General features: G+C 72.9%; 19 protein-coding genes, 1 tRNA gene, 1 pseudogene and 1 riboswitch. Of the genes and pseudogenes, 10 read left to right on the forward strand and 11 right to left on the reverse strand.

All coding sequences use genetic code 11. The features are described from left to right. Positions 1–102: 102 nt before the first annotated feature. Complete coding sequence (locus J2S41_RS31700; RefSeq protein WP_310373467.1) at positions 103–1,233, reverse strand: glycosyltransferase; 1,131 nt, start codon at positions 1,231–1,233, stop codon at positions 103–105. Positions 1,234–1,297: 64 nt separating this feature from the next. Between J2S41_RS31700 and J2S41_RS31705 the strand changes: the two genes are divergently transcribed. Further along, on the forward strand, positions 1,298–2,098 hold the full coding sequence (locus tag J2S41_RS31705; RefSeq protein WP_310373469.1) for a methyltransferase domain-containing protein: 801 nt from the start codon (positions 1,298–1,300) through the stop codon (positions 2,096–2,098). Positions 2,099–2,281: 183 nt separating this feature from the next. On the opposite strand, the gene J2S41_RS31710 is transcribed toward J2S41_RS31705, so the two are convergent. Next, positions 2,282–3,703, reverse strand: coding sequence for a glycine hydroxymethyltransferase (locus J2S41_RS31710; RefSeq protein WP_310373471.1), 1,422 nt, complete (start codon positions 3,701–3,703; stop codon positions 2,282–2,284). Positions 3,704–3,723: 20 nt separating this feature from the next. Beyond that, positions 3,724–3,816: riboswitch (ZMP/ZTP riboswitch) on the reverse strand. A gap of 50 nt (positions 3,817–3,866) precedes the next feature. Here J2S41_RS31710 and J2S41_RS31715 point away from each other — a divergent pair. Together J2S41_RS31715 and J2S41_RS31720 are read left to right on the forward strand one after the other, a co-directional pair. Beyond that, positions 3,867–4,076 (forward strand): RNA-binding S4 domain-containing protein, encoded by a 210-nt coding sequence (locus J2S41_RS31715; protein ID WP_310373473.1) that lies wholly within the window; start codon positions 3,867–3,869, stop codon positions 4,074–4,076. A gap of 14 nt (positions 4,077–4,090) precedes the next feature. Next, complete coding sequence (locus J2S41_RS31720) at positions 4,091–4,354, forward strand: hypothetical protein (protein ID WP_310373474.1); 264 nt, start codon at positions 4,091–4,093, stop codon at positions 4,352–4,354. Between the two features lie 57 nt (positions 4,355–4,411). Here the strand turns inward: J2S41_RS31720 and J2S41_RS31725 are convergent, their stop codons facing one another. Beyond that, entirely contained in the window at positions 4,412–5,719 is a 1,308-nt protein-coding gene (locus tag J2S41_RS31725) for an LPXTG cell wall anchor domain-containing protein (RefSeq protein ID WP_310373476.1), read from the reverse strand. A 482-nt stretch (positions 5,720–6,201) separates the two neighbouring features. On the opposite strand from J2S41_RS31725, the gene J2S41_RS31730 reads away from it, so the two are divergent. Then, positions 6,202–6,274 (forward strand) — tRNA-Arg (locus J2S41_RS31730). A 319-nt stretch (positions 6,275–6,593) separates the two neighbouring features. On the opposite strand, the gene J2S41_RS31735 is transcribed toward J2S41_RS31730, so the two are convergent. Together J2S41_RS31735 and J2S41_RS31740 are read right to left on the reverse strand one after the other, a co-directional pair. Continuing rightward, entirely contained in the window at positions 6,594–8,249 is a 1,656-nt protein-coding gene (locus tag J2S41_RS31735; protein WP_310373478.1) for a sulfatase-like hydrolase/transferase, read from the reverse strand. A 48-nt stretch (positions 8,250–8,297) separates the two neighbouring features. Then, entirely contained in the window at positions 8,298–8,945 is a 648-nt protein-coding gene (locus J2S41_RS31740) for an SCO2207 family protein (RefSeq protein WP_310373480.1), read from the reverse strand. A gap of 435 nt (positions 8,946–9,380) precedes the next feature. On the opposite strand from J2S41_RS31740, the gene J2S41_RS31745 reads away from it, so the two are divergent. The 3 genes from J2S41_RS31745 (at position 9,381) to J2S41_RS31755 (ending at position 14,560) form a co-directional block, all read left to right on the forward strand. Next, entirely contained in the window at positions 9,381–11,183 is a 1,803-nt protein-coding gene (locus J2S41_RS31745; protein ID WP_310373482.1) for a protein kinase domain-containing protein, read from the forward strand. A gap of 76 nt (positions 11,184–11,259) precedes the next feature. Then, a complete protein-coding gene (locus J2S41_RS31750) occupies positions 11,260–12,528 on the forward strand; it encodes a hypothetical protein (RefSeq protein ID WP_310373484.1) in 1,269 nt (422 codons plus the stop codon). 64 nt (positions 12,529–12,592) lie between these two features. Beyond that, the gene (locus J2S41_RS31755) at positions 12,593–14,560 is read left to right on the forward strand and encodes a hypothetical protein (protein WP_310373486.1); all 1,968 of its coding nucleotides are present in this window, start codon (positions 12,593–12,595) and stop codon (positions 14,558–14,560) included. A gap of 22 nt (positions 14,561–14,582) precedes the next feature. On the opposite strand, the gene J2S41_RS31760 is transcribed toward J2S41_RS31755, so the two are convergent. Both J2S41_RS31760 and J2S41_RS31765 read right to left on the reverse strand, forming a co-directional pair. Then, the gene (locus tag J2S41_RS31760; protein ID WP_310373488.1) at positions 14,583–15,653 is read right to left on the reverse strand and encodes an LCP family protein; all 1,071 of its coding nucleotides are present in this window, start codon (positions 15,651–15,653) and stop codon (positions 14,583–14,585) included. A gap of 237 nt (positions 15,654–15,890) precedes the next feature. After that, complete coding sequence (locus J2S41_RS31765) at positions 15,891–18,548, reverse strand: ATP-binding protein (protein WP_310373490.1); 2,658 nt, start codon at positions 18,546–18,548, stop codon at positions 15,891–15,893. A gap of 58 nt (positions 18,549–18,606) precedes the next feature. On the opposite strand from J2S41_RS31765, the gene J2S41_RS31770 reads away from it, so the two are divergent. Continuing rightward, positions 18,607–19,272 carry a hemerythrin domain-containing protein gene (locus tag J2S41_RS31770; protein ID WP_310373492.1) on the forward strand — a complete coding sequence of 222 codons (666 nt, stop codon included), beginning with the start codon at positions 18,607–18,609 and terminating at the stop codon, positions 19,270–19,272. A gap of 45 nt (positions 19,273–19,317) precedes the next feature. On the opposite strand, the gene J2S41_RS31775 is transcribed toward J2S41_RS31770, so the two are convergent. Then, positions 19,318–20,652, reverse strand: coding sequence for an MFS transporter (locus J2S41_RS31775; RefSeq protein WP_310373495.1), 1,335 nt, complete (start codon positions 20,650–20,652; stop codon positions 19,318–19,320). An 86-nt stretch (positions 20,653–20,738) separates the two neighbouring features. On the opposite strand from J2S41_RS31775, the gene J2S41_RS31780 reads away from it, so the two are divergent. Continuing rightward, on the forward strand, positions 20,739–21,551 hold the full coding sequence (locus J2S41_RS31780) for an SDR family oxidoreductase (protein WP_310373497.1): 813 nt from the start codon (positions 20,739–20,741) through the stop codon (positions 21,549–21,551). Here J2S41_RS31780 and J2S41_RS31785 read toward each other — a convergent pair. Continuing rightward, entirely contained in the window at positions 21,548–22,156 is a 609-nt protein-coding gene (locus J2S41_RS31785; protein ID WP_310373498.1) for a TetR/AcrR family transcriptional regulator, read from the reverse strand. The genes J2S41_RS31780 and J2S41_RS31785 overlap by 4 nt on opposite strands. A gap of 391 nt (positions 22,157–22,547) precedes the next feature. Between J2S41_RS31785 and J2S41_RS31795 the strand changes: the two are divergent. Further along, positions 22,548–24,122, forward strand: a pseudogene (locus J2S41_RS31795) (immune inhibitor A domain-containing protein). Between the two features lie 43 nt (positions 24,123–24,165). Here J2S41_RS31795 and J2S41_RS31800 read toward each other — a convergent pair. Both J2S41_RS31800 and J2S41_RS31805 read right to left on the reverse strand, forming a co-directional pair. Further along, positions 24,166–24,900 (reverse strand): SDR family oxidoreductase, encoded by a 735-nt coding sequence (locus J2S41_RS31800; RefSeq protein ID WP_374728185.1) that lies wholly within the window; start codon positions 24,898–24,900, stop codon positions 24,166–24,168. Positions 24,901–24,970: 70 nt separating this feature from the next. Then, positions 24,971–25,750: an SDR family NAD(P)-dependent oxidoreductase gene (locus J2S41_RS31805; RefSeq protein ID WP_310373505.1), complete on the reverse strand. Its 780-nt coding sequence runs from the start codon at positions 25,748–25,750 to the stop codon at positions 24,971–24,973. Between the last annotated feature and the right edge of the window lie 19 nt (positions 25,751–25,769).

Genomic DNA, 25,769 nt, shown 5'->3' on the forward strand with positions numbered 1-25,769 from the left:
CCGTCAAGACGTCTTGACGGCAACCGATTCCCACGTCAGAAAACAGACCAAAACTCATCAAACTCCGGCGGGGGTACGCGGTGCGTGCGCGACCGGAAACGATCAGGCAATCGACTCCAGCAGGCGGACCGCCGCGGCCGGGCCGGGCAGCGCCGCCCAGCCGGCGCGCAGCGCGCGGGCGGTGTCGCGGCAGCCCGGGCCGGCCAGCACGGCCGCGGCCTCGGCGGCGGCCCGCTCCGGCGTGACGGTCTCCGCGTCCAGCACGCGGCCGAGGCCGAGCGCGGCCACGCGAACCGCGTTGTCCGGCTGGTCCGCGCCCATCGGCGCCACCAGCATCGGCAGCCCGTGCGCCACCGCGCCGAGCACGCTGCCCGAGCCGCCGTGCGAGACGACCAGGTCGCAGCGGGGCAGCAGTTCGTCCTGCGGCACGAACCGCTCGATCCGCACGTGCGCCGGCTGCGGCCCGAACACGGCCGGGTCGAGGTGGCGGCCCACGGTCATCACCAGGTCGGCGGGGAGGTCGCGCAGCCCGGCGAGGACCCGCTCGAACAGGTCGCCGGACTCGATGTTGAACTCCGTGCCGAGCGTGAAGTAGATCAGCGGCCGGTCGCCGCCCTCGGCGATCGGGGGCATGGTCTCGGCCGGGCGGATCGCGTGGCCGGTCGCGGGCAGCGGGAACGCCGGGTCGCGGAAGCCCGGCGGCACCGGCTCCAGCACCAGGTGGCGGCCGAGCATGGCGAGCCCGCCGTCCGGCGGCAGCCCGAACTCCGCGCGCACCTCGTCGATCGCCTCGGCCACGTATCCGTCCTGGACGAACGACCCGGCCGCGAGCACCACCACGGTGGCGTGCGGGATGCCCAGCCGCTCCGCCGCGATCATGGCGCCGTAGTCGACCTCGTCACAGACGATCAGGTCCGGCCGCCACTCGGCCGCCTGGGTCAGCAGCCGGGCGGCGCGGTCGGGCCCGGCCTTACGGACGAACATGTCGGTGACCACCCGCCGCTCCCGAGCCTCGTCCAGCGGCGCCAACGGCAGCCGCTCGCGCCGCTCGGGCGTGGGCGCGTCCGCAGCGCCGTTGTCCAGCACCTCGAAGCCGGCCCGCCGGACCGTGTCGACCATGCGCGGCCCGGCCGACAGCGCCACGTCGTGACCGGCGGCCCGGGCGGCCCGGGCGATCGGCGTCAGCGGCAGGAAGTGCCCGGCACCGCCCACGAACGAGAACAGGATGCGCATCATTCGATCTTATTATCTGGGAGATGCTTCCCGCAATACGAGAAGCGGGGCCTATCGTCGGGGTATGTCAGCCGTATACACGCACGGTCATCACGAATCGGTGCTGCGCTCACATCGCTGGCGCACCGCGGACAACTCGGCCGCCTACCTGCTGCCGCACCTGCGCGCCGGCCAGTCGCTGCTGGACGTCGGCGCCGGCCCCGGCACCATCACCATGGACCTCGCCGCGCTGGTCGCGCCCGGCCGGGTCACCGCCATCGAACTCACCGAGGACGCGCTCGCGCTCTCCCGCACCGAGGCCGCGGCGCGCGGGGTGACCACGGTCGACTTCGCGGTCGCGGACGTGCACGACCTCCCCTTCCCGGACGACGCGTTCGACGTGGTCCACGCCCACCAGGTGCTCCAGCACGTGGCCGACCCGGTCCGCGCGCTCGCCGAGATGCGGCGCGTCTGCCGCCCCGGCGGCGTGGTCGCCGCCCGGGACAGCGACTACGACCGGTTCGCCTGGTTCCCCGCCGTCCCCGAACTGGACGAGTGGCTGGCGCTCTACCGCGCCACCGCCCGCGCCAACGGCGGCGAGCCCGACGCCGGCCGCCGCCTGCTCTCCTGGGCGCGCGCCGCCGGCTTCACCACCATCACCCCCGGCGCCGGCGTCTGGTGCTACGCCACCGACGAGGACCGCCGCTGGTGGGGCGGCATGTGGGCGGACCGGATCGTCGAGTCCGCGATGGCCCGCCAGCTCCTCGCCGCCGGCACCGTCACCCCCGCCGACCTCCAGCGCCTCGCCGCCGGCTGGCGCCGCTGGTCCGACTCCCCCGACGGCTGGTTCACCGTCCTCCACGGCGAGATTCTCTGCCACGCCTGACCGGACCGGCACCGGGTTTGCGCACCCGCGGATCCGGCAGGGAGGCCGGCCACGGCCGACCGGTGCCCGCTCCGAGCTTGCGGACCGCGACCACGCCGGGAGCGGGCAGAAAGGAATTCTGATGGTGATGGGCAAGCGAAAGGCCCGCTCACCGGTACGCGGGAGCGGGCCTTCCGGGTGGGCTTACAGCGAGACCGCGCCGTAGAGCGGGAACGGTGCGAGCAGCTCGGTGGCCTGCTTGGACACGCGGTCGGCGACGGCCGGGTCGAGGTGGAACCTGGCCTTGGAGTCGGGGTCCGGCGTGGTCTGGGACAGGACCGTGTGCATCAGGTCGGCGATCTGGTCCATCTCCGCCGTACCGAGACCGCGGGTGGTGAGGGCTGGGGTGCCGACGCGGATGCCGGAGGTGTACCAGGCGCCGTTCGGGTCCTGCGGGATGCTGTTGCGGTTGGTGACGATGCCGGAGTTGAGCAGCGCCTGCTCGGCCTGGCGGCCGGTGAGGCCGTACTTGTCGACGTCGATCAGCACCAGGTGGTTGTCGGTGCCGCCGGAGACCACGGTGGCGCCGCGCCGGAGCAGGCCCTCGGCGAGCGCCTGGCTGTTGGCGACGATGCGCTGCGCGTAGTCGGCGAACTCGGGGCGGCGGGCCTCGGCGAGCGCGACGGCCTTGGCGCCCATGACGTGCGCGAGCGGGCCGCCGAGCACCATCGGGCAGCCGCGGTCGACCTGCTCGGCCAGCTCGGGCTGGCAGAGCACCATGCCGCCGCGCGGGCCGCGCAGGCTCTTGTGCGTGGTGGTGGTGACGATGTGCGCGTGCGGGATCGGGTCGAAGTCGCCGGTGAAGACCTTGCCGGCGACGAGGCCGGCGAAGTGCGCCATGTCGACCATGAAGGTGGCGCCGACCTCGTCCGCGATCTCCCGCATGACGCGGAAGTTCACCTTCCGGGGGTACGCGGAGTAGCCGCCCACGATCACGGCCGGCTTGAAGTCGCGGGCGATCTCGCGCAGGCCGTCGTAGTCGATCTGGCCGGTGGCCGGGTCGACGCCGTAGGAGCGCTGGTCGAACATCTTGCCGGAGATGTTCGGCCGGAAGCCGTGGGTGAGGTGGCCGCCGGCGTCGAGCGACATGCCTAGCATGCGCTGGTTGCCGAACGCGGCGCGCAGCTCGGCCCACTCGGCGTCGGTCAGGCTGTTGACCTGCGTCTTCTTGAGCTTCGCCAGGTACGGCTGCTCGACCCGGTCGGCCAGGATCGCCCAGTACGCCACCAGGTTCGCGTCGATGCCGGAGTGCGGCTGCACGTACGCGTGCGGCGCGCCGAACAGGGCCTTGGCGTGCTCCGCGGCGACGGACTCGACGGTGTCGACGTTCTGGCAGCCGGCGTAGAAACGGCGCCCGATGGTGCCCTCGGCGTACTTGTCGGAGAACCAGTTGCCCATGGCCAGCAGCACGGCCGGGGACGCATAGTTCTCACTGGCGATCAGCTTGAGCGACTCGCGCTGGTCGGTCAGCTCGGACGCGATGGCGTCGGCGACTCGCGGCTCGACGGAACGGATGACCTCGAGCGCGGCACGGAAGGCGGTCGACTCGGCGTTCAACTCGGACATTGGACCTCCCTATCACAGGTGGAAGAGGCCCAGGCGCGCGGCAGACGCCCGGTGTGGGCGGGACCGCTCCCCGATGGTTGATCCATCTGACAGCGCCAGTCACGGTCCGCCTCGGAGCATACCCGCTGCCCCGCGGATCGCGGCCAGGCTCGATGATGAATTCATGCGTGAGGTCACCATCAACACCGACATGATCCGCCTGGGCCAGTTCCTCAAGCTCGCAGACGTGATCGAGGCGGGTTCGGACGTGAAGTACCTGCTCGGCTCCGAGGACGTCACGGTCAACGGCGAGCCCGAGGACCGGCGCGGACGGCAGCTCTTCAAGGGCGACGTGGTGACGGTGGGTGACGACATCACGCTGGTGGTGGCCTAGCGTAGGTTCGATCCATGGGCACCTACCTCGGCAGCGCCACGCTGTTCGCCTCCGACGGCACCGCGCAGACCGTCAAGCACACCAGCATCCGTACCCGCCGGGACGCCGGCACCGGCGTCGTCACCTGGACCGGCACGCTCGACCTCAGCGACGGCGAGATCGCCGACCTGCTGCTCCCCTCCGGCGAGGGCACGCTGCGCCTGCCGGACGGCACGGAGGCCTCGGTCCGGGTGTCGGCCGGCGGCGCGTTCACCGGCACGGCCACCCAGCCCGCCTGAGACGAAAGGGCGCGCCGACCGCAGCGGTCGGCGCGCCCTCCGGGTGCGTTACGGCGATCAGGCCTGGAACTTCAGCTTCCGGCGACGCGCCATCAGGAACAGGCCGGCACCGGCCGCGAGCAGCACGATCGCGCCCGCGGTGATCGAGCCGACGGCCGCGCCGGTCAGCGGCAGCTCCGGCTCGCCGTCACCCGGCGTGAACGCGACCGGCGTGGTCGACGGCCCCGGGCTGGCCGGCGTCTCCGGCGTGCCGGTCGGCACCGGGGTGGTCGGGGACGGCGACGGCGTGCCGGTCGGCGGGGTGGTGACGCCGCAGTCCGCCGGCTTGGTCCAGGCGACCTCGCCCTTCAGCGCGTCCAGGTCGCCATCGACCTTGACGGTCAGCCCCTCGGAGCCCGGGAACATCACCGGCGGCGCGGTCTGACCCGGCTTCACCGTGATGGTCTGCGGCTGGCCCGTGCTCGGCGTGAAGGTGACGGTGAACTCCTTGCCGTTCTCCGGGTTCTTGACCGTGAAGCTCAGGCCCTCGCAGGTCTGGGCCACGGTGGCCTCCGGGGTGCCGACCTCGGGAACCTGGCAGTCCTCCGGGGTGCTCCAGGCGCCGCGGTAGAGCTCCTTGCCACGCGAGCTGACCACGATGTTCTTGGCGTTCGCGGCCGGCACGGTGACGGTGGCGGGCTCCTGGCGGGCCTTCAGCGTCTCGGTCTTGCTGAAGCCACCGTCGGCGGTGATCGTGAACGTCTCGCTGTGCGTGCTGCGGTTGATCAGCTTGAGCGCGACGTTGCCCGTGCAGTCCGGCAGCGGCTCGACGGCGGGCTCGGCCTTGCAGGTGCCGGAGCCGCCGTTGTACCAGGCGTGCTGCGGCTGACCCGGCTTCGGCGTGGAGCGGTTGCCGGGCGCGCTGCTCTCGCCGACCTTGCGGCTGTTGTAGCGGTCACTGCCGTCGGTCAGCGGGTTGATGATGTCCGCGCCGAAGACGAAGTCCACCTGGGTGAAGCACTCCGGGACCTCGACCTTGAACTCCAGCTTGTTGACGCTGAGCTGCCCCGCCGTGGCCGGCACGAACTTCTTCACCGAGCTGTCCAGCACGTGCTGCGGCGTGGCGAACGTGGCCGACGGCGCCGTGTAGGAGACCAGCGCGAACGCCTGCTCCGCGCAGAGCGGGCCGTTGAGCAGCTTGATGCTGGCGGTGCCCTTCGGACCGTCGAAGGTGTGCTGATACTTGGCCTGCTCGGGGGTGACGCAGCTGGGCTGGTGCCCTCTGGTGGCGCTGGCCGGGGAGCCGACCGTGGCCAGCCCGGTCAGGCCGAGGACCACGCCGACCGCGAGAGCGGCGACGCGGCGGATACGGGGGACGGATTTCATGGGTGCGACGCTCCAAAAGAGGGGAACGAGCGAGGCACGCCGATTCGACGGTCGGCGCGCCCCGAGTGATGCCGATTCAGTGGTGCTGCTTCACGGCCCAGCGGTGAGCGCCACTCTCCGGCGGCGGCTCATAACACAGTGGACGCTCACAACGCAGGGTTACGCCTTTTCCTACGGAATGGAGTCGAGGGGGACGCGCGAGGTGGCCGACCGTCTGCCATGGACGGAAGCCGTGCTCGCGGCGCGACTGAGATTAACCATTCGCCCGGCAGCAAAGAAATCTTTTAGGATGCCCTTAATCTGTTGAGATCATTCCGAGACATTTCATGCACTCAATGCAGCGGCATGGACGCGGTGGGTACTTGCGCCGAAGCAAGAGTTCACCCGACGGCCGCTTCGGCGGAGTTGCGGTACAGCCACGGGAGCAGGCCGACGGCGGGCAGCGTCGGCCATGGCCCGGGTCGGGTAACATGACCTTCCGCGCCCTCGTAGCTCAGGGGATAGAGCAACGGTTTCCTAAACCGTGTGTCGCAGGTTCGAATCCTGCCGGGGGCACCCTGGCCACAGCCTTGATTCACATCTGGTGGATCTTCGCGTGGCGCGATCCGTGGGGCCGGTGGCCCAGCTCGCGGCGACCTCTGCGCGTTTGGCGTGGACCGGATCGACGCCGATGATTCCGGGCCGTACCGCCGGATCGCCGCCGGCCTCCGTGCGGCGGTCCGGTGTGGTGCGCTCCGGCCGGGCGGTCCGCTTGCGACCGCTATAGATGTAGTGATTCGGGGGCGTGCAGGCGGAGCATCGTGGCGCCGACCATGGGTGGGATGTGGCGGCGGGCGGCCAGGGAGACCTCGATCATGGTCGCGAAGTGGCGGGCTCAGGGGCCTGCGGAGGCGTACGCGGTAAGGAAGTGGTCGCGGAAGGATTCCATCGGCCAGACCGGGGCGTCGGGGGCGGGCTTGAGGCCGGTGGTCCAGTTCCAGGAGGCGATGCGGTCGAGGACGGCCGGGTCCTTGGCGACGATGGTGACCGGGACGTCGTGGCTGGCGTTCGGGCCGGTGACCGTGGTGGCCGGCTGGTGGTCGCCAAGGAAGATCATGACGGTGTCGTCGGTGCCGTGGCGTTCCAGGTAGTCGAAGAGCGCGGTCAGCGAGTACTCGATGGAGATCCGGTACGCCTCGCGGGTGCGGTTCTCGTCGGTCGGGGCGGGCGGGTTCGCGGCGATGCGCTCGGGCATGCCGGCGAACGCGGAGCCGTCGCCGACCGAGTCCCAGTCGATCATCTGGGGGATCGAGTCCCACGGGAAGTGGCTGGAGAGCAGGTCGATCTCGGCCATCAGCGGCCCACGGTCCGCGCGCCCGTGCTCCAGCCGCTCGAACGCGGTGAGCGTGTACTGGTCGGGCATGGTGGTCCAGCCGAACTTCGGTCCGGCGTACCCGAGGTTGCGCGAGTCCCAGACGCGCTCGAAGCCGTACCAGTCGCCCTCCGGCCACGCGTACGTGTTCGCCGGCGCGACGCCGGCCGTGGACCAGCCGGCCTTGCGGAACGCCGCGGTCAGCGTGAGCCGGTCGCTGGCCACGATCGTGCGGTACCGCTGCTGGTTGTCGACGCGCAGTCCGGCCTGGAGCGACGAGTGCGCCAGCCAGCTGTAGCCGCCGAACGTGGTGGAGGTGAGCCAGCCGCTGCGGGCCGCGAACCCGGCCGCGGTCAGTCGCCTCTCGCCGTCCGCCAGCACCGCGTTGACCCGCGTGGACATCGCCGGGTCCTCGACCGCGCTGCGGCCGTAGCTCTCCACGAACGTGAGCAGTACGTCCTTGCCGCGCAGCGCGGTCAGCAGCCGGCTGGGCGGCACGTCGCGGAACGCGTCGACCGCGGCCGCGGCGGCGAACTCCTCCTGGTCGTTCAGCGCCGCGTTCACCAGCCCGACGCGCTGGGTGAGGAACGCGGACGCGCCGCGGTCCGCGATCGGGCTGCCGGCCAGCGCCAGCACCAGCCACCCGGTGGTCAGCAGCGCGATGCCGCGGGTGGTGGCGGTCCGGTGCCGCGCGAACGCACGTCCCAGCCGGATCAGGGCCAGGGACATCAGCACCGGTACGCACAGCAGCAGCGCGACCGCGAGGATCACCGCGACGATCGCGCCGGGCCGGCCGATCGAGCCGGTCAGGAACGCGACGCCGTCGTCCGCGAGGCTCCAGTCCAGCACCAGGTCGACCTGGCGGGCGTAGACCGTGAAGAAGCCCATGTCGGCCAGCTTGACCAGCACCAGCAGCCCGAGCACCACGCCCGCGGCGATCGCGCCGGCGAGGCGTGCCCGGCCCGGCAGCAGCAGCAGCAGGAGCACGGCGACGATCAGCGCCTCGACCGGGATTCGGAGGAACGTGCCGGCGGTGAGGCCGGTCGTCTGGTTCGGCAGCAGCAGCGCCACCAGGACCAGCAGTCCGGCCAGCACGGTGACCACCGTCCCGGCGACGGGACGCCGCCGTGGTGCGGCGTCCTCGACCGTCGTCTCGTGCTCTTCCTGCTGCTCCGGCACACCGCACCCCTCATCTGAAGAACAGGTCCGGTGCCCAATACGAGCGGATCAGCCGACCAGTTCGATGACCGCGCGTCGGATCAGGAACTTGCCGGGCTCGCGGACCTCCTCGAACGCGGCGTCGTTCAGCAGGATGCAGCTGCCGGACGTACCGGTCACCTCGACCGTGATGCTCTTGTCGTTGTCCAGGTTCGTCACCCGCAGCCGGGTGCCGGCCGGGAACTGGTTGCTCGACGCCGCGGGTGCGCCGGCCTCCCCGGAGAGGGTAACCGTCGAACCGTCGCAGACGACCTGTCCCGTGGCTTCGTCGGCGGACTCCTCGGACTCCTCGGGCTCCTCGGCGGGCTCCTCGGCAGGCGGGGCGTCGGGCGCGTCCGCGACCGGCGGCTCCGCGATCACGTCGTCGCCGCCGCCCTGGGCCGGCGCGCAGCCGGCGGCCGCGAGCTGCTGGTCGATCACGGCGATGACGTCCTGCCGATTCTTGATCCGGGCGTCGGAGAGGGCGTCCGGGTTGGCTCGCTGCTCCGCGATGAAGTCGAGGTTCCGCTGGCGGGCCGCCTCGATGCCCGCGCACGGCCCTTCGGCCGCGCCGCTGATGCCGGTACCGACCGCGAAGGCACCGCCGGCGATCGCGAGCGCGGTCACCCCGATGACGATTTTCCGGTTGCGGCCGATGAGGAGCTGGCGCCAGTTCATGATCTTCTCCGTCCGTTGCCCTGCGTCGTTGCGGCACCGGTTCCTACGGCTCCGGACGGGCGGGGAGATCAAGCCGCGTACCCTAAAGTTTCACTAAGCGCCACGAAAAGGGACCAATGGGGTGTGGCGAAATCGATCTCGCGGCGGCATCCACATAGGGGCGGGGAATCACGCGGTGCCGCATGTGAATAGCGAAGTTTATTACCTGTAAGTAGCGGGCTACCGGGTGGAATACCTTGCAGGTCAACGGATGTTTGTCGCCTGCACATTCCCTAAACCACATGTCCAATGTGAGTTTTGCGACTGTGGCCGATTGCCGACCCCGTCGATATGATCCCGCAATATTCAAACCGGTACGGTTCTGTGGTGCCCGAATCCTCCGAACGATCGTTGGCCGGTCGTTACACCCTCGTTCGCGCGCTCGGGCAGGGCGCCATGGGGCGGGTCTGGCTCGCCCGTGACGAGATGCTCCGGCGCGACGTCGCCGTCAAGGAGCTCGTGCCGCCACCCGGCCTCAGCGAGGCGGAGACTGCCCAGCTCCGCGAGCGCTCGCTGCGCGAGGCGCGCGCCATCGCGCAGCTCAGCCACTCCAACGCGGTCCGGATCTTCGACGTTCTGATCGACGGCGGCGACCCGTGGATCGTCATGGAGTTCATCCCGTCCCAGCCGCTGCACAGCGTGCTGCGCGCCGAGGGCCCGATGGCGCCGGCCCGCGCCGCCCGCATCGGGCTCGCCGTGCTGGCCGCGCTCACCGCCGCGCACCGCGTCGGCGTGCTGCACCGCGACGTCAAGCCGGCGAACGTGCTGCTCGGCACGGACGGCCGGATCATGCTGACCGACTTCGGGCTGGCCACGGTCGAGGACGACCCGGGCATGACGCGCACCGGCATCGTGCTCGGCTCCCCGGCCTACCTCGCGCCCGAGCGGGCGATCGGCGAGCCGGCCGGGCCCGCCTCCGATCTGTGGTCGCTCGGCGCCACGCTCTACGCGGCCGTGGAGGGCCGCTCGCCGTACGCGCGATCCTCCTCCATCGCCACACTGGCCGCGCTCGCCACCGAGCTGCCCGCGCCGCCGCAGCGCGCCGGCGCGCTGTTCCCGGTGCTGGAGGGGTTGCTGCGCAAGGACCCGGCCCGGCGGATCGACGCGATGCAGGCGGAGAAGCTGCTCACCGCCGCGGCCGAGTCGGGGGAGGAGCTGACCGCACCGCTGGAGGGCCGGGCCGTCCCGGCGCCGCGCCGCGAGGAGCGCGCCGAGGCGACCGGCACCCCGGCCGCCGCCGCAGGCACGGTCGACTCCCGGTTCGGCTACCGGGGCGCGGAGGCCAGCGCGTCCGCGCCGATCGCGACACCGCCGCCGGCCTCGGCCATCCCGGGCGTCGAGGGCAGCTTCGGGTTCCGCGGGCTCGACTCCGCGTCCGGCGGCTCCGGCGGGGCCGCCGGCAAGGCCGCCACCCCGCCGCCGAAGCCGCGCACCGAGCCCGGCCTGGTCGATCGGCTGCTCGGCCCGGGCGGCGGGCGCAGCCGGCTGGCCATCCTCATCCTGATCCCGCTGCTGGTGGTGCTCATCGGGTTTCTGCTGATCGGCCCGTCGCTGGCGGACGGCGGCACCGGCGAGGACGACGGCCACGCCGAGGACCCGGCGATCAGCGCGCCGGTCTGGGACCAGCCCGGCGGGGTCGCTCCGGCGCCGGGCGGGACCGCCCCGGTCTCGGTCGCGCCGCCGCCCCCGTCACACGGCGCCGGCGCGGGCGTGCCTCCGCAGGGCGCGCCGGAGGCGCCGGCCGAGCAGCCCACACCGAGGGCGAGCACGACCCGGCCCGGCACCGGCGCGGCCGGTGCGAACGAGCCGCCGCCGATCTTCTCCGGCCGCGCGGTCGTCAACTTCGGCAGCGGCAGGTGCGTCGACGTGCCGGACAGCGACGCCTCCACCGGCCGCGCGATCCAGCTGTGGGACTGCAACGGCACGGCCGGGCAGACGTTCGAGCTGACCGCGGACGGCCGGCTGCGCGCGCTGGGCCGCTGCCTGGAGGTGACCGGCGACGGGGACGGCAGCACGCTGCGGATCGCCGCCTGTGACGGCGCGTGGGACCAGATCTTCACGCTCAACGCGGTCGGCGACCTGGTCAACGTGCGTGCCGATCGGTGCGTGGACGTGATGGACGGCAACACCGGCAACGGCGCGCTGCTTCAGATCTGGCAGTGCAACGGCGGCACGCACCAGAAGTGGTACGTCGGATAGCCGCAGGTCGGCGGGCTGTTGTAGCCGCCGCCGGCCGCTAGACTCCGCTGGCGATACGTAGCGGAGAGGCAGGTCGATGGCGCCGGACATTCCGTACCGGGTGGTTCGAGAGCTCGGCTCGTGCGACGTCGGCACCGTGTGGTCGGCCGTCGACGAGGAGCGCGGCGTCCCGGTCACCGTGGCGGTGCTGACCGCGCAGGCCGCGGCCGACCAGCGCTGGCGGGACGCGTTCGCCGGGCACGCCGGCGCGGTCGGTGGCTCCCGATACGTGAACGCCGGCTTCACCGCCGCGGTGCCCTGGGTCGCGTTCGACGGCGACGCGGATCAGCCGGGCGCGGAGCGCGTCTTCGCCTCGCTCGGCCGCACCTACACGCCGGCCGCCGCGTTCGGCACGCCGGTCTCGGGGTCGGTGGCGGACACCGGCATGGAGCTGGGCGACGACCCGTTCGGCCTGGGCGGCGACGCGCCCCGGCGTCCCTACTTCGGCGAGGGCGCCCAGGATCCGTACGCCGAGAATCCTCCCGCCTCCCGCCGCAACCGGCTCTGGATCGGCGTGGCCGCCGGCGTCGCCGTCCTGCTGGTCGGCGTCGGCGTGGCGGTCGGCGTCACCCGGCCCGGCGACGACACCGGTGGCGACCCGGAGGCGGCCGGGACCGTCGCCGCGCCCCTGCCGGCGACCACGCCGGCCGGTTCGCCCTCCGCGTCCGCGTCCCCCGGCTCGCTCAACGCCACCTCGCTGACCGGGTCCGTCACCCCCTCGCCCGCCGCACCGTCCGCACCCGCACCCACCGGAGCCGCCGCACCGACCGGCGGGAACGCGCCCGCACCGGCCACCTTCACGGTGCCGGCCCGCGCGGTCCGGCCGGGCATCGAGCCACCGTTCGGCGGCACCTGGCCGGCGGAGTGGCCGAAGTACGGCAGCGGCGACCCGACGAAGGTGGTCTCGCTGCCCGGCCTGGGCTTCGGCGTGCGGATGCCGTCCAACTGGCAGTGCAAGGCCGGCGGTGCCGGACACGTCTGCGGCTACGTGGAGAACGGCACGCTGGTCGCGGGCGGCGAGATCATCGCCCGGGACTGCGGCTCACCCTGCGACGACGCCCGCCGCACCGCGCTGCGCGGCACCGAGGACGCGTTCGGCGCGCAGTGGCGGAAGGCGGGCGGCAACACCACGATCGCGGAGACCCAGAATCTCGACGGCACCTCCGGGTACGGCCTCGTGGTGATCGGCTACTACCGTGCCGGCTCGGTCGACCGTCAGGTCGTGCTGCGGATGACCGCGGACATCGCCTGGAACGACGAGTTCCGGCGGATCGCGAACAACATCCGCGACTCCACCGGGATCTGACGACCGTTACTGTGACCGTCGTCGGCGTCTTCGATCCACGGAAGAACGGAACAACGACACAGACATGGCCACGGTACGTCTGAGCGCGCTGACCCGCCGCGTGGTGGACCGCCCCTCGACGGTGGTGCTGTCGGCCGTCGTCCTCACGCTCGGTGTCGTCCCGTCGGCGATGCCGGGCGCGGTCTGGGCGTACGCCGTCGCGCTCCTCGCCGCGGCCGCGGTGATGGCCGTGCGCATGCCGCGCCGGCTGGTCGGCGGCCTGCTCCCCTGGCTCCCGCTGGCCGCCTGGCTGGGCGTGGCGCTGCTGGTCCTGGGCCGGTTCTCGTTCACCGGCGCGCTGTACCTGGGCCTGGCCGGGCTGAGTTTCGCGGTCGGCTGGGCCGCCGCTCAGGTGCGCCTGTTGCGCCACGACGGCGACCGCCGCCCACCGGCCCTGGCCTGGGCGTTCGCGCTGATCGTCTGGGCGCAGCCGCCGATCGTCGCGCTCACCGGCGCGCCCGGCGGCCTGTTCCTGCTCTGCGGCCTGTGCGCGCTCACGCTGCCGCGCGCCCGCTGGTGGACCTGGGCCACGCTGACCGCCGCGCTCGTCGGCACCGGGCTGGCCCGAAGCTGGTCCCTGCTCGCCGCGACGTTGGTCATGGTCGCGCTGTACGTGCTGCTGGAGCTGCTGTCCGGGCACCGCCGGCGCGGCAGCGCGGCGCTTCTCGGCCTCGCGGTCGCGCTCGCCGCCGTCGCGGTCCCGTGGCTGCTCACCCGGCCCGCCACGGAGCCGGCCGGGCTGCCGGCCGACGCCCACCCGCTGGTCGGCGCCGGAGCCGGCGCGCTGGCGGGCACCGCCGACGTGCACAACGTGGTGGTACGCGGCGCGGCCGAGCTCGGCGTCGCCGGCGCGCTGCTGCTCTGGGCGCCGATCGTCCTGGTCCTCATCGCCGCGGTACGGCGCACGTGGCTCACCCGGGGCGCGGACCTGCCGGCCCGGCTGCTGGTCAGCGTCGCGCCGGGCGCGGCCCTGGCGGGCGTCACCGGCTGGGACCCGTATCTACTGGTCCTCACGCTGCTGGTCGGCTATTTCGGCGCCCAGATCGACATCGCCGCGCCCAACCCGCTGTCCGCGATCTCCCGCGCCGCCGTGCTCCCAGCACACACCACAGCACCTCCGGCCACCGACACGCAACCTCTCTCCCACGATCCGGAGACGGACGCCCCGGACGGATCCGCCGTCACGAACTCGGAGCGCGTTCCCCCGGCTCCCGGCGATCTTGCAGACGAGTTTCCCACCCACGACACGGACACCACCCTGGACGCCGCCGCGGACGCGGATACCGCCGCGGACGCGGACGCCGTCGCGGACGCGGATACCGCCGCGGACGCGGATACCGCCGCGGACGCGGATACCGCCGCGGAAGAGGAGGGGGCCGCAGACCCGGATGCCGCCGCACGCCCGCAGGCCGCCGCGGACGCGGATGCCGTTTCCCGAGCGACCGCGGAGGCGACCCTGCCCGTGGCCAACGCAGATCATCCGGCGGATGACCCGGGGTCGGCCCATGCGCGAACCGGTGCCTGGACCAGCCAACATCACCCGGCGGACCGCCCGGAGCGGGCCGACGCGGAACCCGCGCCCGAGGCCGGTACAGATCACGGGGCGGAGGTCGCCGACCCGGCCGATGCGGAGTTCGGTCGCGAATCCGCAGCCGAATCGGCAACCGGGGACATCGCGGCCGATCGAGAGGCCCGCGCGCCGGTCGAGGCGGTAAGCAGCGAGCGCAGGCCGGACGTGACCGGCCCTGATGACGAAACGACAGCCCCCGCCAGCACTGAAGCGGCTGAATCCGACGCCGAGGAGGCGAAGGCCGAAGCCGAAGCGGGAGACGCCATCGAAGCCGGAACCGAGGCGGTGACGGACACGCAAGCCGTGGCTGAGGCGGTGACGGAGACGAACGCCGGAGCCGAGGCGGAGAGCAAGACCGAGGCCGGCGGCCGGCGGCCCCGGACGAAGACGCGCGGCGGCCGGAGGCCGGGGCGCCGGCGCTGACGAGAGCCGTGGCCGGCGGGCGTTACCGTCCCGCGGCGGCGAGGATGTCGGGGACGGAGTCGGTGCGGACGGCGTCGTAGAGGGATTGAGCGGCGGCGTCGTCGGCCAGGACGACGCTCTGGTCACCTACCCGGCCGGTGCCGGTGGTGGGGGTGGTCAGGAAGGTGAGGTTGCCGCCGCGGACATTGCGCATCTGGGTGGCGAGGTCGAGGATCGACAGCGTCTGGTCGACCGAGACCGAGTCGGCGGTGGCCTGGACGAAGTCGTTGATCGCGGCGGGGCTGGAGAGCATGCCGCCGGACGCGGCCCGGTCCAGGATCGCCTTGATGACCTGCTGCTGGTGGCGGATGCGGGCGAAGTCGCCGTCCGGGAACTGGTAGCGCTGGCGGGCGTAGTCGAGTGCGGTGGCGCCGTCCATGTGCATGGTGCCCGCGGTGAACCGCCGGAACGGCTCGTGGATCGACGTGAAGTCCTGCTCCACGTCGATGTCGATGCCGCCGAGCGCGTCCACGATCTGCTGGAACCCGCCGAAGTCGACGAGGACCACGTGGTCGATGCGGACGCCGGTGAAGGATTCCACGGTCTGGACCATCAGCGGGACACCGCCCCACGCGTACGCGGCATTGATCTTCGCGTCGGTGTCGCCGTTGCGGCCGTCGGCGGAGCGGGGCACGTGCACCCAGGTGTCCCGCGGTATCGAGATCAGCTGTGCGCCGGAGCGGTCGGCCGGGAGGTGCGCCACGATGATCGTGTCGCTGCGGGAGCCGGTGGTGTTCTCCGGGTCGCGGGAGTCGCTGCCGAGCAGCAGCAGGTTGAGCGCGTCCACCGCGACCGGCTCCTTGGCCGGGCGCGACTCCTCCGGCACCTCGGTGAACGCGTCGACCTTCTCGATGCTCCGCTCGACCGAGCCGACGTAGAGCGCGGTGGCCGCGGTGGTGCCGCCCGCGATCAGGACCAGCGCCACCAGCGAGATGATCAGGACGCGCCGCCACCGGATGCGCGCGCGACCGCCCGCGGGCGGCGGAGAGTCCGCGGCGACGGCCTCGATGACCTGCGTCGCGTCGTCGTCCACGAGCTTCCCCCGACGTTCCATTCCGCGGATCGTACTGACGCGCACACCCCTCCTGACCAGCCATTTCAGCCGCATTTGGCCGTCCGTCCGGCCCAATCTCACCCACACGAACCGGGCGGGCGCACCCGGACGGCGCGGAAACGGCCGATCGTGCCCACCCACGGACCCGGCAGGGAGGCCGCCCGCGGGAGCATGCCCCTGCTGCCGCCCCTGTACCGGCAGTGCACGCCGAGCTTCCGCCGGAAGCGGGAGATCGGCTTATTGAAGGCCCGTCAGCAGCGCGATCAGGTCGTCCTCGGTGAGCGGCTCGCTCGCGGCGGCGGCCGAGGCGCGCAGGTCCGGGTCGAGGGCGGCGATCTCCGTCCGGAGCATGGCCATCGCGGTCGGGTCGGCGTTGTCCAGGCGGATGCCGCCGCGGGCGGCGAGCCGGTCGGCGCCGGTCAGCAGCGTGACCGCGGCGGCCGGGCGGCCGGTGCGCAGCAGCACCAGCGCGCCGTGTGCCAGGCAGGACAGCACCTGCACGCGGTCGTCCTCCTCGCGGAACCAGGTGATCGCCCGGTGCAGCACCGGGAACGCGGCCTCCGGGTCGTCGACCACCAGCGAGCGGATCAGCAGTTGCGCGGCCAGCCCGCCGTCCCAGCCGTAGCCGTCGCGCTCCGCCTCCTCGATCGCGGCGCGGAGCCGGCGGCGGCCCTCGGCGATCTCGCCCCGGCCGGCCAGCGCGCCGCCGAGCAGCGCCTGCGGCAGTACGCCGTAGCGGGGCTCGCCGACGGTGCGGGACACCTCGATGGACGCGCGGGCGCTGTCGGCGGCGCGGTCGAAGTCGGCGTCCGCGGTCCACAGCATCGCCCGGTAGTAGTGGAGCTGGCCGAGCAGCCGCCGGCCGTCCTCGCCGTCGGGCGCGCCGAGCGCGTCGAAGGCCCCGGTCACGCACCGGCGCACCTCGGCCAGGTCGCCGCCGATCCAGTGCAGGCCCGCGCAGGCGGACAGCGCGCGGGCCCGGACCACGGGCGGCGCGCCGGGCGCCCGGTCCATCGCGGTGGTGAGCAGGCGCAGGCCTTCCGCCGCATGCCCGCCGCGCACCCAGAACCACTCCAGCAGGCCGGCCGTGCGCAGCGCCGCGGCCGGGTCCTCGGCCAGGTCGTGGGTGAGCGCGGCGCGCAGGTTGGGCAGCTCGCGGTTGAGCACCCGGATCGCCCGGGCGGAGCGGCGCCCGCGCAGGTCGGGCACGGTGCGCGCGACCAGCTCGCGGGCCCAGGCCGCGTGTGCGGCGCGACTTCCGGCCGGGTCCGGATCATGGTCTCGGCAGTACGCCCGGATGATCTCCAGCAGGCGGTAGCGGGCCGGCGTGAGCGTGGTGTCCGCGGCCACCACCGAGCGCGAGACCAGCGACGACAGCGCCGCCAGGTCGGAGCCGAGCGCGGCCGCGCCCTCCAGCGTGAAACCGCCCTCGAACGGCCACAGCCGCAGGAACAGCGCGCGGTCGCGGTCCGGCAGCAGGTCCACGCTCCACGCGACCGTGGCCTCCAGCGTGGCGTGCGGCGTGAGCGCGCCGCGCGGCACCCGGCCGAGCGCGGACAGGTGCCGGCCGGACAGCTCGCCCAGGCTCAGCACGCGCGCCCGGGCGGCGGCCAGTTCGAGCGCCAGCGGGATGCCGTCGAGCGCGGACGCCAGCCGGTCGAGCTGCGTGAGGTCGTCGCCGGTGGGCTGCCAGCCGGGGCGGACCGCGGCGATCCGGTCGGTCAGCAGCGTGACCGCGTCCGCGCGGGGCAGCGGGTCGATCGGCAGCAGGCGTTCGCCGTCGACGCCGAGCGCCTCCCGGCTGGTCGCCAGGACGCGCAGGTCCGGGTTGTCGGCGAGGAGCGTGACCGCGAGATCCGCGACCGCGTCCGTCAGGTGCTCGCAGTTGTCCAGCAGGAGCAGGCCGCCGGCGCCGGTGATCCGGGACGGCGTGTCCGCCAGGCCGAGCGCGGCGGCGATCACGGACGGCAGGTCGACCGGCGACCGGACGTCGGCGAGCCGGGCCAGGTACGCGTCGCCGGCCCACTCCAGCGCCAGCCGGGTCTTGCCGGTGCCGCCCGGCCCGACCAGCGTGACCAGCCTGGTTTCGGCCATGGCCGCGGACAGCAGGCCCAGTTCGGTGGCGCGCCCGACGAAGCGGGACAGCGGCCGGCCGGTCCGCGCCGGCTTCGCGGCCAGCAGCAGCGACGGGTCCTGGGCGAGCAGGCGGCGCTCCAGGCTCTGCAGTTCCGCGCCGGGGTCGACGCCGAGGTCGTCGGCGAGCAGCGCGCGCACCTCGCGCAGCGCGGACAGCGCCTCGGCCTGCCGTGCGCTCCGGTAGAGCGCGAGGATCAGCAGTTCCCAGCGGCGTTCCCGGTACGGCTCGTCGCGGACCGCCGGCCGCAGGTCGGTCACGGCCGCGGGCGCGTCGCCGAGGGCCAGCAGCGCCGCGGCGCGCTCCTCGACCGCGGTGGCGCGCAGCTCGGTCAGCCGGCCGCGCTCCGCCTCGGCGAACGCGTCCAGGTCCGGGTACGGCCGGCCGCGCCACAGCCGCAGCGCCGCGTCGAGGTGCCGCAGCGCGTCCCCCGGCCAGGCCGCGGCCAGCCCGCGCTCCACACCGGACCGGAACTCGTCCGCGTCCGAGTCGGCGATCAGCGTGTATCCGCCCGGCCCGCGGGTCAGCGCGCCGGCGCCGAACGCCTTGCGCAGCCGGGACACGTACGCCTGCAACGACGCGGACGGGTTCGCCGGTGGCGTGTCGCCCCAGATCGCCTCGGTCAGCCGGTCCTCGGAGACCGCCTCGCCGCGCGCCGCGATCAGCGCCTCGGTCAGCCGGCGCGGCTGCGGGCCGCCCGGGTCGACGCGGGCGCCGTCGGCGACGATCTCCAGCGGCCCGAGCACCCGGCAGAACAGCACGACGGGCAGCATAGGTCGTTGCAAGTATCCTGCAAGACCGGCCCGGCACGGTGTCCGCATGACAACAACGACCGCCGGCGTCGACACCTGGGAAATGGTCATGGCGCACCGGCTCTACCGCCGCGAGTTCCGCATCCTGCCCGCGATCATCCGCGGCATCCCGGACGGCGACCACACCCGGGCCGCACTGGTCGGTGACCACCTGGACATGGTCACCACCATGCTGCACCACCACCACGAGGCCGAGGACGAGCTGCTCTGGCCGATCATGCTGGACCGGGTCGGGCTGCACGCCGACGTGGTGCACCGGATGGAGTCGCAGCACGAGCGGCTGGAGGGCCTGCTGGACCGGCTCGGCGAGCTGAACGCGCGCTGGCGTGCCACCGCCACGGCGGAGGTCCGGGACGAGCTCGCGGACGTGCTGGCGCAGGCCTCGCCGGCGCTGGACGAGCACCTGGACGACGAGGAGCGGGACCTGCTGCCGCTGGTGCCGCCGCACGTCTCGCAGCAGGAGTGGGACGCGCTCAACGCGCGGGCGCGCGGCGCCGGGCCCAAGGATCTGAGGACCGCGTTCGCCGCGCTGGGCGCGATGCTGGAGGACGCGACGCCGGAGGAACAGCGGCGCTTCCTGGCGGAGCTGCCCCCACCGGTACGGCTGCTGTGGCGCCTGTTCGGCCGGCGCTCCTGGGCCAGGTCCCGGGACGCGGTGCGCCGCGGACGCTAGGCCTGGCGGATCTTCGCCGGCCCGCGGCGTGGCCCAGGCGCGCCCCTAGCCCACCCGCTCCGCGCGCCGCTCCAGCACGTCGGCCGCCGCCCGGTCGAGGTCGCCGTGCAGGTGGCGGGCGGCGCGGGCCAGCACCAGGCCCGCCACGACGGAGGCGGCCGGCGCGACCACCGCGACGGCCGCCTGAGGGCCCCACACCTGCGAGAGCACGCTGATGACCAGCGCGCCGCCGAGCCCGCCGACGACCGACAGGTAGAGCCCGACCAGCCCGAACGCGGTGGCGCGGATCTCCGGAGGGGTCACCGCGGCGACGATGATGCTCAGCGGCACAAGACCGGCGAACGTCATGCCCCCGGCGATCATGCCGACCACCACGTAGGTCGCCACGTTCGGCGCGTAGGCCTGGACGGCGAACCCGGCGCCGAGGACCGCCAGCGCCCCGACCGCCAGGTACAGCGAGGCCACCGGGCTGCGCCGGAACACGCGGTCGCCGTAGACGCCGCCGAGCACCGCGCCGGCCAGCCCGCCCACCGCGGTGACCGCGGTGATCACGCCGCGCGCCCCGGCGCCCTGTCCGAGTTCGTCGCCGAGGATGAGGCTGAGGTAGCTCGGCACCGCGCCCACGCAGAGCCCGAGCGCGCCGAGGGCGATCATCACGAGGTAGAACGTGCGGATCCGCCGCAGCCGCGCGAACGTGGCGCGCAGCGTCACGGGCCGGGCGAGCGGAACCGGCACCGGGTCGTCGCCGAGCAGCGCCTCCCGCTCGACGTGCCCGCGGACCGGCTCGCGCAGGCGCAGCGCGGCCACGCCGAGCAGGATCGCCGGCACCGCCAGCAGGACGAACGCCCACCGCCACGCCTCCTGCCCGGCGGGCACGGCGGCCGCGACGGCCGTGGCCAGCAGCGGGCCGATCACGATGCCCAGCGGTTGCGCGCCGCGGTGCAGGCCGAGCACCCGGCCGCGGCCGGCCGGCGGATAGGCGTCGGTCAGCAGCGAGACCTGGATCGGGCCCTCGTTGGCCTTGCCGGCGCCCGCGCCGATCCGGATCGCGGCCAGCTGCCACAGGCTCTGCGCCAGGCCGAGCAGCGCGGCGGCGACGGCCCAGACGAACGTGCAGACGCCGACGATCACGGTGCGCCGGCGCCGGTCGCCGAGCAGGCCGAGCGGCAGTGCGCCGAGCGCCACCATGACCGCGGCCAGCTGGCCGACCACGACGGTCGCCTCCGAGGTGAGGCCCAGCGTGTCGCGGATGTCGGGTGCGAACACGATGAACATCGCGTTGTCGACGGTGTCCAGCAGCTGCAGCCCGACGAGCACGGCCAGCGTCGCGGGTCCGCCGGTGGACAGGACCTTGCGGAAGGTCATGGTTGGCGCGGTCATCGAGGCCCCCTTGAATCTCTGTGTTGGCTAGCATAGAACAAGTCATGCAACACAGGAACTGATGTGCGTCGAAAAGGGGTTAACTCGTGAGGGAATGGACGGGATCGGTCGCCTTCATCACCGGCGGCGGCCAGGGCATCGGCCTGGGCATCGCGCGGTCACTGGGCCGGCGCGGCGTGCGACTGGCGCTGGCCGACATCGACGAGGCCGCGCTGGCCCGCGCCGCGGACGAGTTGTCGCGGGTGACGACCGTGGAGACGGTACGGCTGGACGTGCGGGACCGGGCCGCGTTCGCGGTGGCGGCCGACCACGTCGAGTCGACGCTCGGGCCGGTGGGCCTGCTGTTCAACAACGCGGGCATCGTGCCGTACTCGCCGGTGGCGGAGCTGCGCTACGAGAAGTGGGACCTGGCGCTCGGCGTCAACCTGACCGGCGTGATCAACGGTGTCCAGACGTTCCTGCCCCGCATGATCGAGCGCGGGGCAGGAGGGTACATCGTGAACACCTCGTCCGGCGCCGGCCTGGTGGCCGACGCGAACGTGCTGTACGCGACCGCGAAATTCGCGGTGGTGGGTCTGTCCGAGTCGCTGCGCGCCGCGGCGAGCCGGTACGACATCGACGTCAGCGTGCTCTGCCCCGGCCCGGTCGACACCGCGATCGTGCGCAACACCGCGACCTCGGACGGGGGCACCGCCATCACGCTGGCCGACGACGTCCGCCCGGGCGTGGAGGAGTTCCTCAGGTCCGGCGCGGACATCGACTCCGTCGGCGAGATGGTGGTCGCGGGCATGGAGGCCCGGTCACTGTGGATCCACACCGGCGACCTGATCCGGCCCTACCTGGAGAAGCGGATGACCGACCTGCTCGCCTCCGTCCCGGCGCCGGCCGGCAAACCCTAGACCCAGAGGTCGGCGAGGTTCTTGTCGATCAGCGTGGCGATCGACTGCAGGCTCTCGCCGAGGTCGAAGCTCTCCGGGTCGATCAGCGCCTGGAGATGGATGCCGACCATCGCGCCGTTGAGGGCCGCCGCGAAGACGCGTTCCCGGCGCGCGGCGGTCTCCGGGTCCACTCCGGCGGGGCGGCGCGCGCGCAGCCAGTCCGCGAGCCCGTCCCGCCGCCGGCCGAGGAACTGCCGGTACTGCTCGCGCACCGCGCCCGTACCGCGGATGGCCTCGGGCAGGATGGTGAACATCAGGGCCGAGTTGCCGGTGCTCAGCAGCGCGGCCGAGTCCTCGAACAGCTCGGTGAGCGGCGGCACGGTCTGATAGCGCTCCGCCGACATCAGGCGCTCGACCGCGCGCTCGACGACCGCCATCACTAGGCCGTTCTTGTTCTTGAAGTGCCAGGGGATCGAGCCGCGGCTGATGCCGGAGCGCTCCGCGATGTCCACGAAGGACGTGCGGTCCAGCCCGCGCTCCGCGAACAACTCCTCGGCCGCGTCCAGGATGCGGCGCCGGCTCTCGTCACCGATCTCGTCGATCCGGCGCCGTCCCTGGGAACTCACGAGGGTCATCCTAGGACAGTGTCCCCGGACCGTCGGTGAGGGAAGCGACATCGGACCGCAACACTTCATCGCTAGATCCAGATACATAAGATCTTAGGCTGTCTCTCCAGACCGGCCCGGCACCCGAGGGCCGGCAGCTGGAGGGAAGGAGCCTGCCCTCGTGAAGAGGCAACTCAGCGTGGTCGTGGCCGGAACCCTGGTCGCGGCCCTGGTGGCGGCACCGGCGGAGGCCGCACCGAGCGCACTCACCACGGACGTGGAACCCACGGCCGTGCTGGGTGAGGACAATCTGCCGCACCCGCTCGCCGAGCAGCGCGAGGCGGAGCGGACCGAGGCGCTCGAAAAGCTCATCGCGGGTACGACGACCACGGAGCGGCGGAACGGGTCCGAGGTGATCCGGCTCGGCGGCAACCGGTTCGTCGAGTACCGCAAGAAGGAGACCAAGACCGACCCGGTCCTGACGTTCCTGGTCGAGTTCGGCGACCGGATCTACCCGCGTGCCGGTGGGACGCCCGGGCCGCTGCACAACGCGATCCCGGAGCCGGACCGGGTGTGGGACGGCGGCGCCACCGACGACAACACCACGATCTGGGAGCCGGACTTCAGCCCGGCCCACTACGAGGACCTGCTGTTCGCCAAGAACTAGGAGTCGATGGCGAACTTCTACTACAAGCAGTCCGGTGGCCGGTACACGGTCGGCGGTGACGTCTCCGAGTGGGTGACGGTCCCCTACAACGAGGCGCGGTACGGCAGCAACGCCGTGCCGCAGAGCGACGGCTACTGGAACTTCGTCAAGGACAGCGCCACCGCCTGGTACCAGGCGCAGCTCGCCGCCGGGCAGACGCCCGAGCAGGTGAAGGCGTACCTGACGTCGTTCGACAGCTGGGACCGTGACGACTTCGACGACGACGGCGACTTCAACGAGCCGGACGGGTACGTCGACCACTTCCAGGCCGTGCACGCCGGCATGGGCGAGGAGGCCGGCGGCGGCGCCGAGGGGACGGACGCGATCTGGGCGCACCGCTGGTACGCGTTCTCCAACCTGCGCGGCACCGCCGGCCCGGCCGGCAACCTGGCCGGCGGCGTGCAGATCGGCGACACCGGCATCTGGATCGGCGACTACACCACCGAGCCGGAGAACGGCGGCCTCGGCGTCTTCGTCCACGAGTACGGTCACGACCTGGGCCTGCCGGACCTCTACGACACGGCCGGCGGCGAGAACGGCACCGGCTTCTGGTCCGTGATGTCCTCCGGCTCGTGGCTCGGCCGCGGCAACCCGACGATCGGCTCCACGCCCGGCTACATGGGCGCCTGGGAGAAGATCTGGCTCGGCTGGTCCGACTTCGTCACGGTGAACCCGGGGAGGTCGAAGTACGTGACGCTGGGCAGCGCGGCCTACGGTGACGGCATCCTGCCGGAGGCGGTGGTCATCCCGCTGGCCGACGGCGGCTACTACGCCGCGGAGTACCGCTCCTACACCGGATACGACGAGACGCTCCGGCTCGGGCCGTACAACTGGGGCTGGGCGAACTCGCGGCCGGACTGGGCCGAGCGCTTCCCGTACCAGGACGGCCTGCTGATCTGGTACGTCAACCCCGCGGTGGGGAACAACAACACCAGCGTCCACCCCGGCACCGGACTGACGCTGCCGGTCGACGCGCGCCCCGCGCCGATCACGTTCCCGGACGGCACGCTGCTCAGCAACCGCCGCCAGCCGTTCGACGCCACGTTCGGCCTGCAGGCGACGGACCCGGTGACGTTCCACCGCAACGGTGAGCCGGTCTCGGTGCCCCGGCGACCCGCGATCCCGGTCTTCGACGACTCGGACCCGCTGCGCTACTGGAACGCCGCCAACCCGCAGCACTCGGTCAAGGTGGCCGGCGCGGGCGTGAAGATCGAGGTCAAGACGCAGCTCGGCGGCCTGGTCCCGCTGATGACGCTGAAGGTGACCCCGCCCGCGAAGTGACCGCGTGAGGGCCCGGCGCTCCCCCGCCGGGCCCTCACCGCCGTCAGACGATCCCGCCGTTGGCGCGGACCACCTGGCCGTTGATCCAGCGGCCGGGCCCGGCCAGGAACGCGACCACCTCGGCCGCGTCCTCCGGCGTGCCGAGCCGCTCCAGCGGCGGCTGCTTGGCCATGTGGTCGATCGTGGCCTGGTCCTTGCCGTCGAAGAAGAACGAGGTCGCGGTCGGGCCGGGCGCCACCGCGTTGACCGTGATGTCCCGGCCGCGCATCTCCCGTGCGATCACCATGGTCATCGCCTCCACCGCGCCCTTGCTGGCCACGTACGCCGCGTAGCCGGGCAGTCCGAGGCCGATCACCGAGGTGGAGAAGTTGATGATCGAGCCGCCGTTCCGGACGCGCCGGGCGGCCTGCTGGGAGACCACGAACGCGCCCCGGATGTTGACCCGGTGCACCCGGTCCAGCGTGTCCAGGTCGTACTCGGCGATCGGCGCGAGCACCATGATGCCGGCCGCGTTGACGACCACGTCCACGCCGCCGAAGCTCGCCTCGGCCGCGTCGAACACGGCCGTGACGTCCGCCTCCTCGGCCACGTCCGCCTGGACCGCGATGGCCCGGCCGCCGGCCGTGGTGATCTCCTTGACCACCGTCTCCGCCTCGGCCTGCTTCCCGACGTAGACCACTACGATCGCGTACCCGTCCGCGGCGAGGCGCAGCGCCGTCTGCCGCCCGATGCCCCGGGATCCGCCGGTCACGATCGCCACCCGGGTGTTCTCCGCCATGATCATTCCCCTCTCGCATCAGCGCTTCGATGACGTCGATACTAACGCTAACACAAGGACGTTATCGACGCTAACGACCGAGAGCTGCACCACCGTTGACCTGCACGACCTGCGCGGTCACGTAGCCCGCACCGGGCGAGGCCAGCCAGTGCACGGTCTCCGCGACGTCGACCACCGTGCCGGCCCGGCCGTTGTGCGTCTGGCGCAGCAGCCGCTCGCGGCGCTCGTCGGTCATGCCGTCGCCGAAGAACTCGGTGCCCTCCACATACCCGGGCGCCACCACGTTCACCGTGATGCCGCGCGGGCCGAGCGCGGACGACAGATCGAACGCGTACGGATGCAGCGCCGCCTTCGCCGCGCCGTAGGAGCCGTTGCCCGACCCCCGGTACGCCGCGATCGAGCTCAGCAGCACGATCCGCCCGCCGTCCGTGAGCACGTCCGCCAACGCCTCGACCAGCAGCACCGCGGTGAGCACGTTGGACTCGAAGTTGCCCTGCCAGTGCTCCCGCACGGTGAGCAGCCGGTCCAGCTCGGGACGGCCGGTGTCGTGCGCGCTCGGCGGGCCCTGCCGCGTCACGTTCCCGCCCGCGTTCGCCACCACCACGTCGACCCGGCCGTGACGCTCGACGACCTCGTCGCGTACCCGCAGCGCCTGATCCGTGTCGGTGAGGTCGGCCGCGATCGCGTGCACCGAGCCGGAGCCCTGCGCCTCGATCCCCGCCGCGGCGCGGTCCAGCACGTCCGCGCGCCGGCCGACGATCACCACGTCCGCCGCGTCGCGCGCGAACCGCGCGGCCACCGCCTGTCCCGTGCCGGTACCGCCGCCACTGACCACCACGACCCGCCCCATAGCGCCCTCCCGGAATATC

It is taken from the genome of Catenuloplanes atrovinosus, assembly GCF_031458235.1.
Lineage (GTDB): Bacteria > Actinomycetota > Actinomycetes > Mycobacteriales > Micromonosporaceae > Catenuloplanes > Catenuloplanes atrovinosus.

What these genes read in the sequence shown, in the direction of transcription:
- J2S41_RS31755 (WP_310373486.1), top strand. Translation starts at nt 12,593, where the DNA reads ATGGCCACGGTACGTCTGAGCGCGCTGACCCGCCGCGTGGTGGACCGC.
- J2S41_RS31775 (WP_310373495.1), bottom strand. Translation starts at nt 20,652, where the DNA reads ATGACCGCGCCAACCATGACCTTCCGCAAGGTCCTGTCCACCGGCGGA.
- J2S41_RS31760 (WP_310373488.1), bottom strand. Translation starts at nt 15,653, where the DNA reads ATGGAACGTCGGGGGAAGCTCGTGGACGACGACGCGACGCAGGTCATC.
- J2S41_RS31720 (WP_310373474.1), top strand. Translation starts at nt 4,091, where the DNA reads ATGGGCACCTACCTCGGCAGCGCCACGCTGTTCGCCTCCGACGGCACC.
- J2S41_RS31745 (WP_310373482.1), top strand. Translation starts at nt 9,381, where the DNA reads ATGGGGCGGGTCTGGCTCGCCCGTGACGAGATGCTCCGGCGCGACGTC.
- J2S41_RS31800 (WP_374728185.1), bottom strand. Translation starts at nt 24,900, where the DNA reads ATGGCGGAGAACACCCGGGTGGCGATCGTGACCGGCGGATCCCGGGGC.
- J2S41_RS31725 (WP_310373476.1), bottom strand. Translation starts at nt 5,719, where the DNA reads ATGAAATCCGTCCCCCGTATCCGCCGCGTCGCCGCTCTCGCGGTCGGC.
- J2S41_RS31705 (WP_310373469.1), top strand. Translation starts at nt 1,298, where the DNA reads ATGTCAGCCGTATACACGCACGGTCATCACGAATCGGTGCTGCGCTCA.
- J2S41_RS31740 (WP_310373480.1), bottom strand. Translation starts at nt 8,945, where the DNA reads ATGAACTGGCGCCAGCTCCTCATCGGCCGCAACCGGAAAATCGTCATC.
- J2S41_RS31700 (WP_310373467.1), bottom strand. Translation starts at nt 1,233, where the DNA reads ATGCGCATCCTGTTCTCGTTCGTGGGCGGTGCCGGGCACTTCCTGCCG.
- J2S41_RS31770 (WP_310373492.1), top strand. Translation starts at nt 18,607, where the DNA reads ATGACAACAACGACCGCCGGCGTCGACACCTGGGAAATGGTCATGGCG.
- J2S41_RS31710 (WP_310373471.1), bottom strand. Translation starts at nt 3,703, where the DNA reads ATGTCCGAGTTGAACGCCGAGTCGACCGCCTTCCGTGCCGCGCTCGAG.
- J2S41_RS31715 (WP_310373473.1), top strand. Translation starts at nt 3,867, where the DNA reads ATGCGTGAGGTCACCATCAACACCGACATGATCCGCCTGGGCCAGTTC.
- J2S41_RS31805 (WP_310373505.1), bottom strand. Translation starts at nt 25,750, where the DNA reads ATGGGGCGGGTCGTGGTGGTCAGTGGCGGCGGTACCGGCACGGGACAG.
- J2S41_RS31750 (WP_310373484.1), top strand. Translation starts at nt 11,260, where the DNA reads ATGGCGCCGGACATTCCGTACCGGGTGGTTCGAGAGCTCGGCTCGTGC.